We start from the raw sequence: 15489 nt of genomic DNA, 5'->3' as shown, positions 1-15489 counted from the left end.
GGGCTTTATCTATGCCCGATTCCGTAACGTCGCCTGCGCTCCTAGCCTATGCCAATTGGGTGGCCCTCGCCCCGCGCGATTGGCCCGAGGATGCGCTGCATATCGCAAGGCGTTCGTTGATCGACACGGTCGCCTGCATGGTGCCGGGAGCTGCGGACAGCGCGCCATCGAAGCTTTGGCCGGTGGTGAGAAACTGGGGGAGTGGCCGTGCAACAGCGGTGGCCCAAGCGCAGACACTGTCCGCGCCCACCGCGGCCCTTTTCAACGGCGCTTGCGCCCACGCGCTCGACTTCGATGATAATTTCGACCCTGCAAAAGCCCATGCGTCGGCTGTGCTTATTCCGGCATTGCTCGCGCTGGCCGAGGCGGAAGATGCGAGCCTTGGCGATGTGTTTGACGGTTATATCGTCGGCCTGCAAATCATGGGCCTAGTGGGTCAAGCGGTGAACCCGTTTCACCGCAGCCGGGGCTGGCATGCAACCGGCACGTTGGGCGCGATTGGCGCTGCTGCCGGATGCGCGCGGCTCCTTCGTCTTGATGCGCAAAAAGCAGCCCACGCAATCTCGCTTTCCACCAGTCTAGCGGGCGGTTTTATGAGCCAGTTTGGCTCCGACACCAAGCCCATTCATGCAGGGTTCGCTGCAAGCGGCGGGGTGCAGGCTGCACTTATGGCGCAGGGCGGTGTGACCGCTGGAAGTGACACGCTCGAAGGGCCCACGGGGCTTCGCACGCTCATGGTGGGACAGGACGTCGAAGACCTCGCCGCCGCGATGCAAGGCAAGGCTGAACACGGCCAGACCATGCGGTTTGACACAGCCAGTGTGGGGGAGCCGCTGCACATCCTTGAACACGGCCTCAAGATCAAACGCTTCCCCAACTGCGGGAGCCTGCACCGCGCGCTCGACGGTGTCATCGGGTTGATGAAAGAGCACAGCGTCACAGCCGAAATGGTCGAAGGTGTGCACATTCGCGCGCCTGCCGCGCACCTGCGCAATCTGATGCACGAGAACCCGCAAACCCCCGCCGAGGCGAAGTTCAGCCTTGAATACAGTCTCGCCGCAGCACTTCATTCCGGCGATGTCGGTCTTGGCGATTACGAGCACGAAGCGATCCAGCGCGCCGAGGTGCGTGCCCTTATGCCCTTGATCACCAAGGATTACGTCGAAAAGCTCGAAAGCGAATTTCCCACACAGGTGCACATGAAACTAAAGGACGGGCGTTCGTTTGAAAGTCACCACGAAATGCCCGTGGGAAGCAAGGCGCATCCCATGTCCGATGCGCAATTGTGGCAGAAGCTTGAAACGTGTCTTGCATCGGCATGCCAATCGAAAGGGGGCTTTGCACCGGAGAGTTTGCTTGCACAGCTCACAAACCTTGACCCCACCAAGCCAGCGCGCCAATTGATGCGCTCGGTGCAATCCCAGTCCTTGTCAGCAGGTAAAAAATGACCGCCACTTCCGACCAAAGCCCTTCTGGCCAGGGGAAAGTCACCGCTCTCATCCTCGCCGCAAGCCGCGCGGGGCCACAGGACGCGGTCGCCAGGCTTCAGAATGTAAGCCACAAATGCCTCGTCGAACTCGATGGCGAAGTGATGCTTGCGCGGGTCGTGCGCGAGATTGCCGAAAGTGCCCATGCAGGCAACATCTACGTCTCGATCGAAAGCGAAGATTTGATGCGCAGCGTGCCTTATCTCGATGCGATGATGGAAGAAGGCCGCCTTAAATTCGTGCCTGCGGGCGAAAACCTGTTTGCCAGCATCGAAACCGCTGCAAACAGCATACCCGACGCCTATCCGCTGGTTGTTTCAACCGGCGACAATGCGCTTCACACCTCGGAAATGTTCGACCATTTCTGCGCCGAAACGCTTGGCTCTGGCGCTCAGGTTGCGGTCGCGATGACACCTGCATCGACCATTCTCGAAGCCTATCCGGACGGAAAACGCGCTTTCCATGAATTGAAAGACGGCGGGTGGTCGAGCTGCAATCTCTACGCCGCCACTTCCGCCGATGCGGTTGCCGCTGCCAAGGTGTTCGAGACAGGCGGCCAGTTCGGAAAGCAGCCTCGGCGCATCCTGAAAGCTTTCGGGCTTCGCTTCATGCTGATGTATAAATTCGCCCTCGCGACGATTGACGGCATGGCCGCGCATCTCGCCAAACGCTGGGGCGTTAAGGTGAAGGTGGTGCGCATGCCATTTGCCGATGCGCCGATTGATGTCGACAATCCTGGCGACTTTGCCCGCACCGAGGCGATCCTGAAGAAACGGCGCGAGGCGGACACGAAGCAGTAATTAGTCTGGTCAACTAATCCCGTCCGGGCTTGTAAATATTACACTGTTTTACTTTTAGGCATAGCCTGTCTGAATCCTATTATTTCTACTTAAGAGCCTAGTAACTAGTGCTCGGCTATAGCAAGCCCATGCAATGGGGACATTTTTTCAATCCAGTCGGCCTGGCAACTGCCTTGCTGGTTAATGGATTTCTGGCCTTTCCCGCACAGGCAAAGGCCAGCTTGGGGGGACCGGCGACTTCTGCGACGTCGCCGCAGTTTTATTTTATTCTCATCACTCTGCTTGCGATTGGCGTTATGGTGGCAGTCGCCTGGCGGCTTTGGGCGGTGCACCGTGAACGCGATGCTGTTCGCGACAAGGTCGCTGGGATGGAAGTCTCATCCGAACGCGATGCGCTCACCGGGCTTTTGAACCGCCATGTGGTTGAAGAGCGTTTCGAGACCTTGCGCGCGCAAGGGTTCGAGACTTTCGCGCTTATCGATCTCGACAATTTCAAGGCGGTCAACGACCGGCACGGTCGTGAGGTCGGTGACGAAGTGCTGGCCGCTTGCGGCCATGCGCTCAAGGGCGGCGAAGGGCGCGACTATCTGACCATCCGACATGGCGCGGAGGAATTCGTCGTCCTGCTTAGCGGGGTCGATGCCTATTACCGCGCAGAAGCCTTGCGAAAGAAACTGCCCATGAAAATTGCGCGCGCCGTTCCAGCCCTGGAGGAGCCGGTGACCGCGAGCATGGGGCTTATCGAATTTCCGGACGTGGGCTTTGAAGCGTCCAGCTTCGAAGAGCTTTATGAACGCGCCGCTCAGTTGCTTCGAAATGCCAAGGCCGCGGGCCGGGATCGCACCTGTTTTGAGCGGCTGACAATGTTAGGCGGGGAACCGGCGCCAGCCGAACAGAACAGCGCAAGCAGGGGCCACGTGGCTGCCTAAGCTGGCGCTTTTGCCAGACCGTTTGGCCTGGCGCTTTTCCAACCGGGGTGTTCGATTTTGAACAGCGCGGCGGCTCAATCGCCTTGACGAAAGGGTGCAAGCACTTCGGGCCGCACGCGAGCAAGACGTCCGCTTTCCCTGTCGAGCATCGCCCATGTGGTTTTTGCGCTCACCAACTGCTTTCCTTGCGCATCGGTAAACTCGACCACGCGCACCGACTTTGCGCCCTTGGCATCGTCCGGAATACAGGTCGTGCCCGTCGCGCTTTCGCCTTCTGCAATATTGCCGCGATAGTCGATCTCGTGGCGGATCACGACCCAGAAGTATTGTTCTTGGTGGAGCGGATCAGCGACCGCAGACCAATGCGAGGTCGCCATATCCTGTACCCACTGAACCCAGACCGAATTGTTCACATGGCCGAGCTCATCAATGTGATGAGGCTCGGCTGTGAAGGTTTTGGTGAAGCGGTGGGTCATCGAAGCTCTTCCGATAGATCAATCGTGTGCAGTCGCCAAGAAAACCCCTCGCGTCGGAAATGATAGCTATGCCCGCCATCGCTATCCGCTGGACGCGCAATGAACGCAGAATAACCTTGCCGATCAATATTCCAGCTTGATGTGGTGTCAAGGATCCGCGGCATGGAGGGGTCATCGTGTTCATCCCAACCCATTTGTCGCTTGATTTCGGGGTCAAGACCATCAGCGGCTGCAAATTGCCATTCGCCATAGGGTTCGATCACCAAAAGCCGGACCGCCTCTGGAGCGACGAGGGCGTCAAGAATGCTATCCGCTGTAAGAGGCGGAGGCAGCGCCCCGAACTCCGGTCCTGTCTGACGCTCAAATCCTTTGCGCAGGTCCTTGCGATCATACAGTTCTTTGATGCCTTGGAGGTCATCTTTTGATCTGTCGAATTGCGCAAGCGCATAATAGGGAGAGCCAAAATACCAGGTGACCCCTGCAAGCAATGCCAGCACGCTCGCAAATAATGCCAAGCTCTTTGTCTTGTGAACCATTGTGCGGCCGGTCGATTTTCTATTTTGCGCCGTCGGTCATTCCCATCTGCCAAAGGATAAAGGCGTATTCTTCGGCCGTTTCCTTCAAGGCATTCCACCGGCCCGACTGACCGCCGTGGCCTGCACCCATGTTGGTCTTCATGAGCAGCAGATTGTCATCGGTCTTGGTGTCGCGCAGCTTGGCGACCCACTTGGCAGGTTCCCAATAGGTGACGCGCGGATCGTTGAGACCGGCGGTGACCAGCATGGGCGGGTAATCCTGTGCCTTCACCTGATCGTATGGCGAATAGGAAAGGATATAGGCAAAGCTCTCTTTGCTCGTGATCGGATTGCCCCATTCCTGCCATTCGCCTGGCGTGAGCGGCAGGTCTTCGTTGAGCATGGTGTTCAGCACATCGACGAAGGGCACATGGCTCACGATTGCGCCATATTGCGCAGGGTCCTGATTGATGATCGCGCCCATCAATTCGCCGCCTGCCGAACCGCCGGAAGCTGTGACCATCCCCTCGGCGGTGTAGCCTTTGGCGATCAGTCCGCGCCCTGCATCGACGAAGTCGTTGAAAGTGTTGGTGCGCTCGAACATCTTGCCAGCCAAATACCAGCGCCGCCCCAAATCATCACCGCCTCTGATATGTGCAATGGCATAGGCAAAGCCGCGATCCACGAGCGAAAGGCGCGTGGTCGAAAAGCCCGGCGGCACGGCATAGCCATAAGCGCCGTAAGCATAGAGATGCAGCGGCCCGGGACCCTCGATGCCGGCCTTCGCGAGAATTTCCTCGCGGTCCTTGCGCATCACAATGCTGACCGGAACCATGGTGCCATCGCGCGCTTCCACTTCGACACGCTCAGTGGTGTAGAGGTCGGCGTCATAGCCGCTCGGGATTTCCTGGGTCTTCAGCGTGGTGAGCGTCTTTGCCGCCACATCGTAGTCATAGACCGTATCGGGCGTGACCATGCTTTCATAGGAAAGACGCAGCACCGTCTGGTCATATTCGGGGTTGTAGGCGAGGCCTGCATCATAGCTTGCCTCGGGAAAGCTGATCGGCTCGATCTCCAGCGGCGCGTCATAACGGCGGATCTGCACCTGATCGAGGCCGTTCAAACGCCCTTCGGTGACCAGGAAGCCTTCGAACAGCTCGAAATCGGTGAGGTAAAAATCGTTCGAGCCCGCAATGACCGTCTCCCATGTCGCAGGCGATGCAAGATCAGCTTTGGCGAGGCGAAAATTGATATGGTCGTCATTGGTCCATACCCACAGTTCGCCCTCACGGATATCGACATTGTATTCGACACCCTTTTCGCGCGGTTTGATAAGCGTCAGTTCACCGGTGGGGTTGTCGGCAGAAACAAAGCGCACCTCGCTTGTCTCATTGTCGCCGCTCGCAATGATGAGATAGTCTTTTTGTGCGCTGAGCCCTGCGCCAACGCTGAAGCTCTGGTCCTCTTCAAGGTAGAGCGTCACATCGCTTGTCGTTGGCTCGCCAATGGTGTGCAGCTTGATTTCAAGGCTGCGCCATTCTTCGGTGGAAGGCGTGTAAACCAGCCCCGTGTCATTCGCGACCCAGGTGATCCCGCCGCGCAACTCGGTAAGCTCGTCATCGAGATGGTCGCCCGTCTCCAGATCCTTGATCCGCGCGGTGTAACGCTCCGACCCGTTGGTGTCGGTCGAATAGGCTAGATAGCGCCCGTTCCGGCTGACGCTCATTGCGCCAAGGCGGAAATACTCGAGCCCTTCAGCCAGTTCGTTCTGGTCAAGGATCAGCTGCGGTTCGGCGTCCTCGGGCGCATCCACTGGTTTGCGATAGTGCTTGCGATATTGGGAGCCCTCTTCGAACTCGGACCAGTAAAGATAGTCGCCGTTGCGCTGCGGGACGGTGGAATCGTCCTCTTTGATCCGGCCACGCATTTCGGTGAAGAGCGCCTCGGTCAGATCCTTCTGCCCCGCCATCTTCGCCTCGAAATAGGCGTTTTCGGCTTTCACATAATCGAGCACGTCCTCGTCATCGATGGTGGGATAGGATTTGTCATAGAGCCAGTCATAGGGGTCTGAAATCGTGATCCCGTGATGGGTGTATGTGTGCTCGCGTTTTTCGGCGACGGGGGGAGTGGCAGCTGTGTTTTCTGGCACTGAGCGCTCATCCTTGTGTGTGTTGGCAAAGGCAGGACCCGCGGCGACTAGGGCGCAGGCCGCAGCGGATGTAAGGACTGTTCGCAGGGATTGCGACATGGGGTTCTCCAAGTGACGGCGAAGGCTTCGCTGGAAAGCGGCGGGCCTCGGGCCTATGTAGGACGCTTGTAATGAGACACCAGTGCGGAACAAGACCCCGCCGACCGAACAGGAGCCGACCCCATGCTGATGCAGACCCACGAAGCGCGCCTCAAAGCCCTGCGTGAGGAATTGAAACGGCGCAAGCTTGATGGCTTCGTCATTCCGATCTCCGATGAACATATGAGTGAATATGTGGGCGATTACGCGCAGCGCCTTAAATGGCTCACCGGCTTTGGCGGATCGGCCGGTTTTGCCTGCGTAACGCTTACCCATGCAGCGATATTCGTCGACGGGCGCTACACCGTGCAAGTGCGCGATCAGGTGGACGGCAACCTGTTCGAATATCGTTCTGTTCCCGGCGACAGCTTGAGCGATTGGCTTGGCAGCGTGTGTGAGGACGGTGCAAATATCGCTTACGATCCGTGGCTTCATACATGGGGCTGGGTTGAGGCGCAGGAAGACGCGCTTGAGGGTTCAGGGGTCACCATGGTTCCTGCCGACAGCAACCCACTCGATGCAGTATGGTCGGACCAGCCCGCCCCTTCCGACGCCGCTGCGATTATCCAGCCTGACGAATTGACCGGACGCGGCTCAGCCGAAAAACGCGCAGAGGTCGCTGACTGGTTGAGCGCAAAGGGGCTGGAAGCAACCGTCATTACCGCGCTCGATTCGATTGCATGGCTGCTCAATATCCGCGGGTCTGATGTCAGCAACACGCCCGTCGCGCTCTCCTATGTGATCGCGCATAAGGACGGAACCGCAGAGCTTTTCATCGCGCCCGAAAAAGTGACACCTGAACTGACCCAGCATTTGGGCAATGCCGTCACCATCCGCGACCGCTCCGAATTTACGAACGCATTGGGCGAATTTTCAGGCAAGCGCGTCAGCCTTGACCCCGATTATGGCGTGGTCGGCATTGCGCAAGGGTTACGGGCAGGCGGGGCCAATTTCACATTCCGCCAGGACCCAACGATCCTGCCCAAGGCGATCAAGAACCCGGTCGAGGTGCAGGGCCACCGCGATGCACAGGCCCGCGATGGCGCGGCGGTTGCGCGCTTCTTGCACTGGATGGAAGTCACCGCCCCCAAGGGCACGGTCGATGAACTGTCCGCTGCGGCGAAACTCGAAAGCTTCCGGCGCGAGGCAGGCCCATTGCGCGACCTTTCATTCCCCAGCATCTCTGCTGCCGCAGGGCACGCGGCGCTTCCCCACTACAAGGTGGACGAAGACAGCAACATCCCCGTGCCCCCCGGCTCGATCTATCTGGTGGATTCCGGCGGTCAGTATGAAGACGGCACCACCGACATCACCCGCACGATCTGGATCGACACGCCGGAAGGAAGCGCCCCGACCGCAGAAATGCGCGACCGTTTCACCCGCGTTCTCAAGGGCCACATCCAAATCGATCGCGCGGTCTTCCCGCAAGGCACAAACGGCGGCCAACTGGATGTGCTTGCGCGGCAATATCTGTGGGAAGCGGGCGTCGATTACGCCCACGGCACAGGCCACGGCGTTGGCAGTTTCCTCTCCGTCCACGAAGGGCCACAGCGCATCGCCAAGCCTTCCGGCGGACAAGCCGGCACCTCTCAGGAAATTCACGCTGGCATGATCTTCTCGAACGAACCGGGCTATTACAAGCCGGACGCTTTCGGCATCCGTATCGAGAACCTTGTCCTGACCTTAGAGCGCGAGATCGAGGGCGCAGAAGGACGCTATCTCGGCTTTGACTGCCTCACGTGGGTCCCGCTCGACCGCCGTTTGATTGACAAGGATCTTCTGACAAAAAGCGAGATCGCATGGGTCGATGACTATCACGCAAAGGTCCGCGCACTGCTCGCGCCGCAGCTTGATGGCGAGGATCTGGCATGGGTCGAGCGCGAGACGCAGCCGCTTTGAACCTAATTGCGCAAATACTGATGTTCCACTAATGTTCCACCTGTTCCGAGTCGCAATTCGCGGCTCACGGTTAAGGGAGAACGCACATGATCGGCTATGTAACACTGGGCACAAACGACTTGCCGCGCGCGGCTGGCTTTTACGACAAGGTGGCAGGCGCGATGGGTTATGGCCGCATGATGGAAGAGGGCGAGTTTATCGCCTGGGGCAGCTTTGAAGACGGCACCGCCGGCATTGCTGCGACCAAGCCGTTCGACGGCGAAGCGGCGAGCGTTGGCAATGGCACGATGGTCGCTTTGATGGTGGACAGCCCCGAAAAGGTGAAGGCGGTGTACGAGGTTGCCATGGAAAATGGCGCGAAGGACGAGGGCGAGCCGGGCCCGCGCGGCGAAGACGGCTTTTACGCCGGTTACTTCCGCGATCTCGATGGCAACAAGTTGAACGTCTTCTGCATGACGCCGCCCCAATCATGAGGAGGGCCCAATGAGCGCGCCCAAACTGGCCGAAACATTCCTTCATCTGGGGCTCGGCGCGACCGCCGTGCCCCAGCCGCCTTTTGACGGAATAGAGTGGTACGAGGGTTATGGCATGCGTCATGGCGGGGATGGCGCAGAAGGCCGCCTCGTCTCACAGCACACCTTCACCGAAAGTTGGCCCAGCTGGGAAATGCACCCCAAGGGGGAAGAGGTCGTGATCTGCACGGCCGGTGCGATGGATTTAACGCAGGAGTTTCCTGACGGAACCCGCAAGACAGTGACGCTTGGACCGGGTGAATTTGCAATCAATCCGCGCGGCGTGTGGCACATTGCCGATGTCGAAGAGAGCGCGACCGCGATCTTTATTACCGCAGGCGAAGGCACCGCGCATCGTCCGCGATAGGGGCAATTTTTGCGTTAATCTTGCAGCTGTGTGAACGCAGGCGCCTGCCTGATACAAACTGCGACAAAGTGCCAGTCCTTCGGCATACTCCTGCGACATGCATGCCCTAGAAAGGGTCTCGTGAGTTGCGGCAAAGCTCTTGAGCCAAGGGCCGGCCATCAACCCCCAACGACCCCGCGATTGCCATGCTCTTTCGGCGTCTTTGCTGCAATTCACGCTAGAAGAATAGACCTCCTGAAAGGACCCCTCATGCGTAAGTTCACACTCTCTCTCACCGCTGCCGCAACCGCTGTCGCCCTTGGCAGTGCAGGCTTCGCCTATGCCCAATCGGGCGAGCGCGGTTTTGGCAAAGCCGACACCAATGGCGATGGCGAAATCACCCTGGCAGAGGCCAAAGCGCAAGCCAGCGAACGCTTTGCCCGCATGGACGCCAATGGCGACGGCCAATTGACCCAAGATGATCGCAAGGCACGCGGCCAAGCCCGCTTTGCCGAAACCGATGCCAATGGCGATGGCGAAGTGACCGTGGCCGAAATGACTGCGGCGCGCGAAGCCCGCGCTGTTGAGCGCAAAGCCCGCTCTGCAGAGCGTCAGGCGCGTATGTTCGAACGCCTCGACACCGATGGCAGCGGCGGCCTTTCCGAGGCTGAAATGCTCGCTGGCCGTGAGGCGCGGCAGGAACGCCGGGCTGAGCGCGGCGAAATGCGACGCGGCAAAGCCGGACAGGCTGGACACCGGGGCAAACGCGGTGACCGCATGGCCCGTATGCTGCAACGCGCTGACACCAATGGCGATCAAATGATCAGCAAGGCTGAATTTGACGCAGGCGTGGAGGCCCGTTTTGCCCGGATCGACACCGACGGCAATGGCACAATCAGCCAGGCCGAACGCGAAGCGGCCAAGGCCGAGCGCAAGGAACGTCGCGAAGAGCGCCGCTCACAGCGTTCTTCACTTTAACGCCAACCAAGCCCAACGTGGTCTGGCCGTGCAGGGTCCCCCCTCTCCCTGACCCAAGCTGCCAGATCACACCACCGGCCCGGTGACGCACCCTCCCAAGAGGCTTGCGCACCGGGCCCACTCCTTTCATGCTTCCAGAACCACTATGAGCGAACCACACACCCACATTCTCCTCGTCGATGACGAAGCCAGCTTGCGCGAGCCATTGGCGGAGTATCTCGTTGGCCAGGGTTTTGCCGTGACCGAAGCGCAAAGCGCGGCCGCTGCGCGCTCAGAACTCACGAGCCTGCAACCCGATATTGTCCTTCTCGACATTATGATGCCGGGTGAGGACGGCCTTTCGCTATGCCGACACCTGGTCGAAGCGCGCGGGATCCCCGTCATTTTTCTGACCGCCAAAACAGAAGCGATGGACCGCATCATCGGGCTGGAGCTTGGTGCGGATGATTACGTTCTCAAACCCTTCGAGCCGCGCGAACTCGTCGCACGTATTCGCACCGTTCTGCGCCGGGTTGAGCGTAACGCCACCCCGACCGAGCAGATGGAAAACTGGCTTTACGAATTTGAAGGGTGGCTGCTCGATCCGCTCAAGCGCAAATTGACCGATCCCGACGGTGTCACCGTACCGATCTCAACGGCAGAATATCGCCTTTTGCGCTCCTTTCTCGATGCCCCGCGCAAGGTTCTGGACCGCGACCTCCTGCTGGACCTCGTGCAAGGGCGCGAGGCGCAATTGTTTGACCGCGCCGTCGATAATCAGGTCAGCCGCCTGCGCCGCAAGATCGAAGCTGATACAAGCGATCCGCGGCTCATTATAACGGTGCGCGGCGGCGGATACCAATTTGCCGCCAACGTCAAACGCATTCCTCCACCCCAGCAGTCCGCCATTTCGTGAGAAGGCTTCTCCCCTCAAGCCTGTTCGGGCAAGTCATGTTCAGCGTGGCGCTCGCACTTCTGGTGGCGCAGGCGATATCCGTCGCGCTTCTGGTTCGCGCCAGCGAAGACCGGCGCGAAGCGGCCGCGGTCACCACTCTCGCCTTTCGCCTGATCAATGGCGCAGAACGCGGGGTGCGGGCAGATGACAGTTTTGATCGGCGCGATGACAGACAGCGATTTCGCGACCAACGCCGCGCTTTGCGCGAAGCGGGCGGGCCGGAAGCAGAGCAATTTGCACGTGATCGCCTGCCCAGGGCGCTGCGCTACGATATCACGCAGGACCGCCCGTTGGCATCAGTCGACATGGCGATCCGCGATGATCTGACAGAACGCCTTGGCGAAGTGTTGGCGAACGAGGGAATTGTGCCCAATGCACTTTCACTCGTGATGATCGAGGCCGGGGATGATCCGCTGCTTGCGCGCATTGCCGAACGCCGCCCGCGCCTTGCTGCCAGTCAGGAATGGCGTGAACGCAAATTGCTCATCGCCAGCATTCAGCGCGAGGAAGGCGCTCAATGGGAAAGCGCGCGGCTCCTGATGCCACCGCGCGCGCAAGGGGCGCTGGGCGTGGTCGCTGTGCCAGCGCTTGTCACCTTCGCGCTGCTGCTTGTTGTCCTCTTCTTTGTGCTGAGGCGGATCACCGGCCCGCTGGCCATGCTCAGGGGCCGGGTTGAGGAATTTGCACGCGATCCGGAAAATGTCGTCGAACTGCCTGAAAAAGGCCCCAAGGACACGCGCCAATTGATCGCGGCCCACAACGCAATGGAAGCGCGCATTGCGGCTTTGCTCGATGAAAAGGACGTTATGCTGGGTGCGATCGGCCATGATCTCAAAACGCCGCTCGCCGCGCTGCGGGTGCGCATTGAAAGCGTTTCGGACGATGCACAGAGAGCAAAGATGGCAGCCTCGATCGAGGACATCACCGCAACGCTTGACGACATTCTCACTCTTGCAAGGCTGGGCCGCAAAAACGCGCTTGAAACCGAGCCGGTCGACCTTGGCGCTCTGGCAAGCGGAGTGGTCGAAGAGTTTGAGGATATGGGCGAAACCGTCACCATAACAGCGCCCCAGCGCCTCGTTGCCAATGTCCAGATCACATGGATCAAGCGCGCGCTGCGCAACCTTGTTAGCAATAGTCTGCGCTATGCAGGGCCCGCGAAAGTGTCGGTAGTGCGCGGCGAAACCCATGCGATTTTGCGGGTGGAAGACGATGGGCCGGGCATTCCCGAGGGGGAGCTTGGCGCAATGCTGGAGCCATTTGCGCGCGGCGAGGCTTCGCGCAACCGATCAACGGGGGGCGCGGGGCTGGGCCTTACTTTGGCACAGGCAATTGCCAAGGCGCATGGCGGCCAGCTTGTTCTGGCCAACCGCGCCGAGGGAAACCCCGAAAGCTCAGGACTGCGCGCCGAAATCCGCTTACCGCTCAGCAATTAACGCCTGAGCGCGCGCGATAAGCGCGATCTCCCTTTCGTCAAATCCACCCTCGTCCTCTGCGCTTTGACGCGGTGGAACGGCAGATGTGAAATAGGCGATGCCCGTCCCGCCTTGAGGGTCAAACCACAGGCCGGAGCGAAGGCCGTAAGCCTCGCCCGCATGGCCATAGCGGGTGATACCATCCTTGAAGAGCGCGTCCGCGCATGTTCGCCCCGGCGTCTCGATCGCTTGAAGATGAAGGCCGTAGCCGCAGAAAAACTCCTGCCCTTCGATCCGCGGGGCGGCGGAGGCTAACATGGCTTGAAGTGATGCTCGCGAAACAAGCCCGTCACTCTCATCCAGAAGGGCCTGTCCGATCCTTGCCAGGTCCATCATGCCGATGCGCACGCCGCCTTGCGGGCTGAAAACGCTCGCATTGGAGCCGGGCACGTAAGTTTCGAGCGAACATTCGACCTTTTGCGTGACGGGGATCGTGCAGTTGGGCGGCAGGTCGGCTGCATCATCGCGCGCGACCTCTCCTGTATCGCGGTAAAGCGTGACCGCACGCGCCGCCATTTCAGCCGAGCAACCAATCCAATTGGCACATCCTTGCACCCCCAATGGCGCAAACACCAACCGTTCGAGCAGCGCGTCAAAATGCTCGCCAATGGCTGCCTCGATCACGCTGGCGACGACAGGTGAGCCCAAATTGGAGTAGGCGAAAGGCGCCCTTCCGGGAGGGGCGTCGGCATACCAACTGGCCGGATCCCGAAGCTTGTCTTCAAGGTTTTCGCCAAGTGGTATCACATAGCCGGCGCTATCCCTCAGACCGGAACGATGCCCGAGCAGTTGCCGCAGCGTGACAGGTGTGTCGGGAAAGCCGGGGGAGCGCACCTTATGGCCGAGATATTGCGACACGTCGGCATCGAGATCGACCACACCCTCTTCAGCAAGACGCATGGTGGCAAGCGCCATGACAAGCTTGGAAATGCTGGCGATGCGCACCGGATCATTGGCTTCTACCTTGCGGCCCGTGGAACGGTCGGCGAGGCCTTCGACGATCAGCGGGGTGATGTTCTCGCTGTCAAAGGCGACCACGACCGTCGCAGGCGTTATGGGCATCGCGGGAGTTGTGGCAGTTGCGGGGCTAACGAGCTGGCGCGCCTCGCCGCTGGTTCCCGCCGCCGAACACGCGGCAAGGACAAGCATCGCGAGGCTGGCAAGCGCCCGCCTCACCGCATCAAACCACCAATGAGATTGCGCACAAATCGTCCGGCAATCGGTCCTGCAAGATCTGTTGCGAGAGAGCCTGCCGCCGAGGTTATTCCCGAAGCCACCGGATTGGCGCGCGATTTCTTGCCAAGAATGGTGGAGGCTGCAACGCCAGCGACACCGCCTGCTGCAACCTTGGCGCCGCGCGATATGGCTTTTTCCCAGATGGACGTGCTCTTGCGCGAGCGTTTGGCGACCTCTTTCTCGCCCTTTTCCTCGACCTCTTTGGCCGTTTCCACCGCATCCGCTGCCTTTTGCGCGAGGACTTCTTCGGCGCTCTCGCGGTCGACAATATTGTCATACTTGCCGTCGAACGGGCTCACCGACTGGATAATGGCGCGCTCTTTTGCAGTGACCGGACCAAGGCGAGAGCGCGGCGGTTTGATAAGCGTGCGCTGGACAATCGTGGGCGCGCCCTCTTCGTCGAGGGTCGAGACAAGCGCCTCGCCCACTTTCAGCTCAGTGATCGCCTCTTCCACATCAAGATCGGGGTTGATGCGGAAGGTTTCCGCCGCCGCCTTGATCGCGCGCTGGTCGCGTTTCGTGAAAGCGCGCAAAGCGTGCTGTACGCGGTTGCCCAATTGCCCTGCAACTTCTTCAGGGATGTCGATCGGGTTCTGGGTAACGAAATAAACGCCGACGCCTTTCGACCGGATGAGGCGCACGACCTGCTCGATTTTGTCCTGCAGGGCCTTGGGCGCGTCATCGAAAAGAAGGTGCGCTTCATCGAAGAAAAAGACGAGCGTGGGTTTCTCAGGATCGCCCACCTCGGGAAGGCTCTCGAACAATTCTGCCAAAAGCCACAGGAGGAAGGTCGCATAAAGCTTTGGCGAACGCATCAGCTGATCGGCGGCGAGCACATTAACATAGCCGCGCCCGTTTTCATCCTTCTTGAGAAAGTCGTCGATCTCAAGAGCAGGTTCGCCGAAGAAATAGTCTGCGCCCTGGGATTCAAAAGAAAGCAGTTGCCGCTGGATCGCGCCCACTGACTGCTTCGACACATTGCCATATCCTGCGCCCGAGAGTTCTTTGGCGTTCTCGTTTGCCCATTGGAGCAGGCTTTGCAGATCGCCGAAGTCAAGCAGCAGCAACCCATTGTCATCGGCATAGCGGAAGACGATCTGAAGCACGCCTTCCTGCGTGTCGTTAAGGTCGAGCAGCCGCGCAAGAAGCAGCGGGCCCATCTCGGTAATAGTGGTGCGGATCGGGTGGCCTTGTTTGCCGTAAAGGTCCCAGAAAATGACCGGATTGTCCGAATACCCATAGTCATCCATGCCAAGTTCCTTGGCACGGCCTTCAAGCTTGTCGGCATGTTTGAAGGTAGGGCTTCCGGGCATGGCAATGCCGGACAGATCGCCCTTCACATCGGCGACAAAGACCGGGACACCGTCGGCAGAAAAGCTTTCAGCGAGCCCCTGAAGCGTGACCGTCTTACCCGTGCCGGTCGCGCCCGCGACAAGCCCGTGGCGGTTTGCCCGCGACAATGCGAGGCTCTGATTTTCGCCATTTGCCCCAAGCCCAAGAAAAATATCGCTCATCGCGCGTCAAACCCTTACAAATTTTGCCTTGGCAAAACTCTGGCCGCGCAAGGCCGTGGGGTCAACCACCGCGCGTCATTGCAGGCGGACCGGCTTACAGT

Annotated in this window: 14 protein-coding genes; 9 read left to right on the top strand and 5 right to left on the bottom strand. The window is 59.6% G+C overall.

The features are described 5' to 3' along the window. The first annotated feature begins 11 nt into the window (after positions 1-11). The 3 genes from MWU38_RS07620 (at position 12) to MWU38_RS07610 (ending at position 3216) form a co-directional block, all read left to right on the top strand. The gene (locus MWU38_RS07620) at positions 12-1448 is read left to right on the top strand and encodes an MmgE/PrpD family protein (protein WP_247271205.1); all 1437 of its coding nucleotides are present in this window, start codon (positions 12-14) and stop codon (positions 1446-1448) included. After that, a complete protein-coding gene (locus MWU38_RS07615; protein ID WP_247271204.1) occupies positions 1445-2287 on the top strand; it encodes a nucleotidyltransferase family protein in 843 nt (280 codons plus the stop codon). The genes MWU38_RS07620 and MWU38_RS07615 overlap by 4 nt, the downstream gene beginning before the upstream one ends. 296 nt (positions 2288-2583) lie before the next feature. Further along, on the top strand, positions 2584-3216 hold the full coding sequence (locus tag MWU38_RS07610; RefSeq protein WP_247271203.1) for a GGDEF domain-containing protein: 633 nt from the start codon (positions 2584-2586) through the stop codon (positions 3214-3216). Between the two features lie 74 nt (positions 3217-3290). Here the strand turns inward: MWU38_RS07610 and MWU38_RS07605 are convergent, their stop codons facing one another. Genes MWU38_RS07605 through MWU38_RS07595 form a run of 3 tightly spaced genes read right to left on the bottom strand, consistent with a single transcriptional unit; the run spans position 3291 to position 6356 of the window. Then, positions 3291-3692, bottom strand: coding sequence for an acyl-CoA thioesterase (locus tag MWU38_RS07605; protein ID WP_247271202.1), 402 nt, complete (start codon positions 3690-3692; stop codon positions 3291-3293). Beyond that, positions 3689-4207, bottom strand: coding sequence for a DUF2939 domain-containing protein (locus MWU38_RS07600; RefSeq protein WP_247271201.1), 519 nt, complete (start codon positions 4205-4207; stop codon positions 3689-3691). Before MWU38_RS07600 ends, MWU38_RS07605 begins: the two co-directional genes overlap by 4 nt. A 40-nt stretch (positions 4208-4247) precedes the next feature. Further along, a complete protein-coding gene (locus tag MWU38_RS07595) occupies positions 4248-6356 on the bottom strand; it encodes a S9 family peptidase (protein WP_247271200.1) in 2109 nt (702 codons plus the stop codon). A gap of 222 nt (positions 6357-6578) precedes the next feature. On the opposite strand from MWU38_RS07595, the gene MWU38_RS07590 reads away from it, so the two are divergent. The 6 genes from MWU38_RS07590 (at position 6579) to MWU38_RS07565 (ending at position 12599) form a co-directional block, all read left to right on the top strand. After that, complete coding sequence (locus tag MWU38_RS07590) at positions 6579-8393, top strand: aminopeptidase P family protein (RefSeq protein ID WP_247271199.1); 1815 nt, start codon at positions 6579-6581, stop codon at positions 8391-8393. A gap of 86 nt (positions 8394-8479) precedes the next feature. Then, positions 8480-8866, top strand: coding sequence for a VOC family protein (locus tag MWU38_RS07585; protein ID WP_247271198.1), 387 nt, complete (start codon positions 8480-8482; stop codon positions 8864-8866). 10 nt (positions 8867-8876) lie between these two features. Then, a complete protein-coding gene (locus MWU38_RS07580) occupies positions 8877-9272 on the top strand; it encodes a cupin domain-containing protein (RefSeq protein ID WP_247271197.1) in 396 nt (131 codons plus the stop codon). 249 nt (positions 9273-9521) lie between these two features. Further along, positions 9522-10229, top strand: a complete 708-nt coding sequence (locus MWU38_RS07575; protein WP_247271196.1) for a hypothetical protein — start codon at positions 9522-9524, stop codon at positions 10227-10229. Between the two features lie 145 nt (positions 10230-10374). Then, a complete protein-coding gene (locus MWU38_RS07570) occupies positions 10375-11124 on the top strand; it encodes a response regulator transcription factor (RefSeq protein WP_247271195.1) in 750 nt (249 codons plus the stop codon). Then, entirely contained in the window at positions 11121-12599 is a 1479-nt protein-coding gene (locus MWU38_RS07565) for an ATP-binding protein (protein WP_247271194.1), read from the top strand. Before MWU38_RS07570 ends, MWU38_RS07565 begins: the two co-directional genes overlap by 4 nt. Here the strand turns inward: MWU38_RS07565 and MWU38_RS07560 are convergent. Both MWU38_RS07560 and MWU38_RS07555 read right to left on the bottom strand, forming a co-directional pair. Next, on the bottom strand, positions 12582-13787 hold the full coding sequence (locus tag MWU38_RS07560; protein ID WP_247271193.1) for a serine hydrolase: 1206 nt from the start codon (positions 13785-13787) through the stop codon (positions 12582-12584). The two genes, MWU38_RS07565 and MWU38_RS07560, sit on opposite strands and share 18 nt — an antisense overlap. Positions 13788-13810: 23 nt before the next feature. Continuing rightward, entirely contained in the window at positions 13811-15388 is a 1578-nt protein-coding gene (locus tag MWU38_RS07555) for a helicase HerA-like domain-containing protein (RefSeq protein ID WP_247271192.1), read from the bottom strand. Positions 15389-15489 lie beyond the last annotated feature (101 nt).

This window comes from Qipengyuania sp. S6317L1 (assembly GCF_023015615.1).
Classification (GTDB): Bacteria; Pseudomonadota; Alphaproteobacteria; order Sphingomonadales; family Sphingomonadaceae; genus Erythrobacter.
Note: the sequence above shows the minus strand (reverse complement) of the source record. Positions and strands in the feature narration are given on the sequence as shown.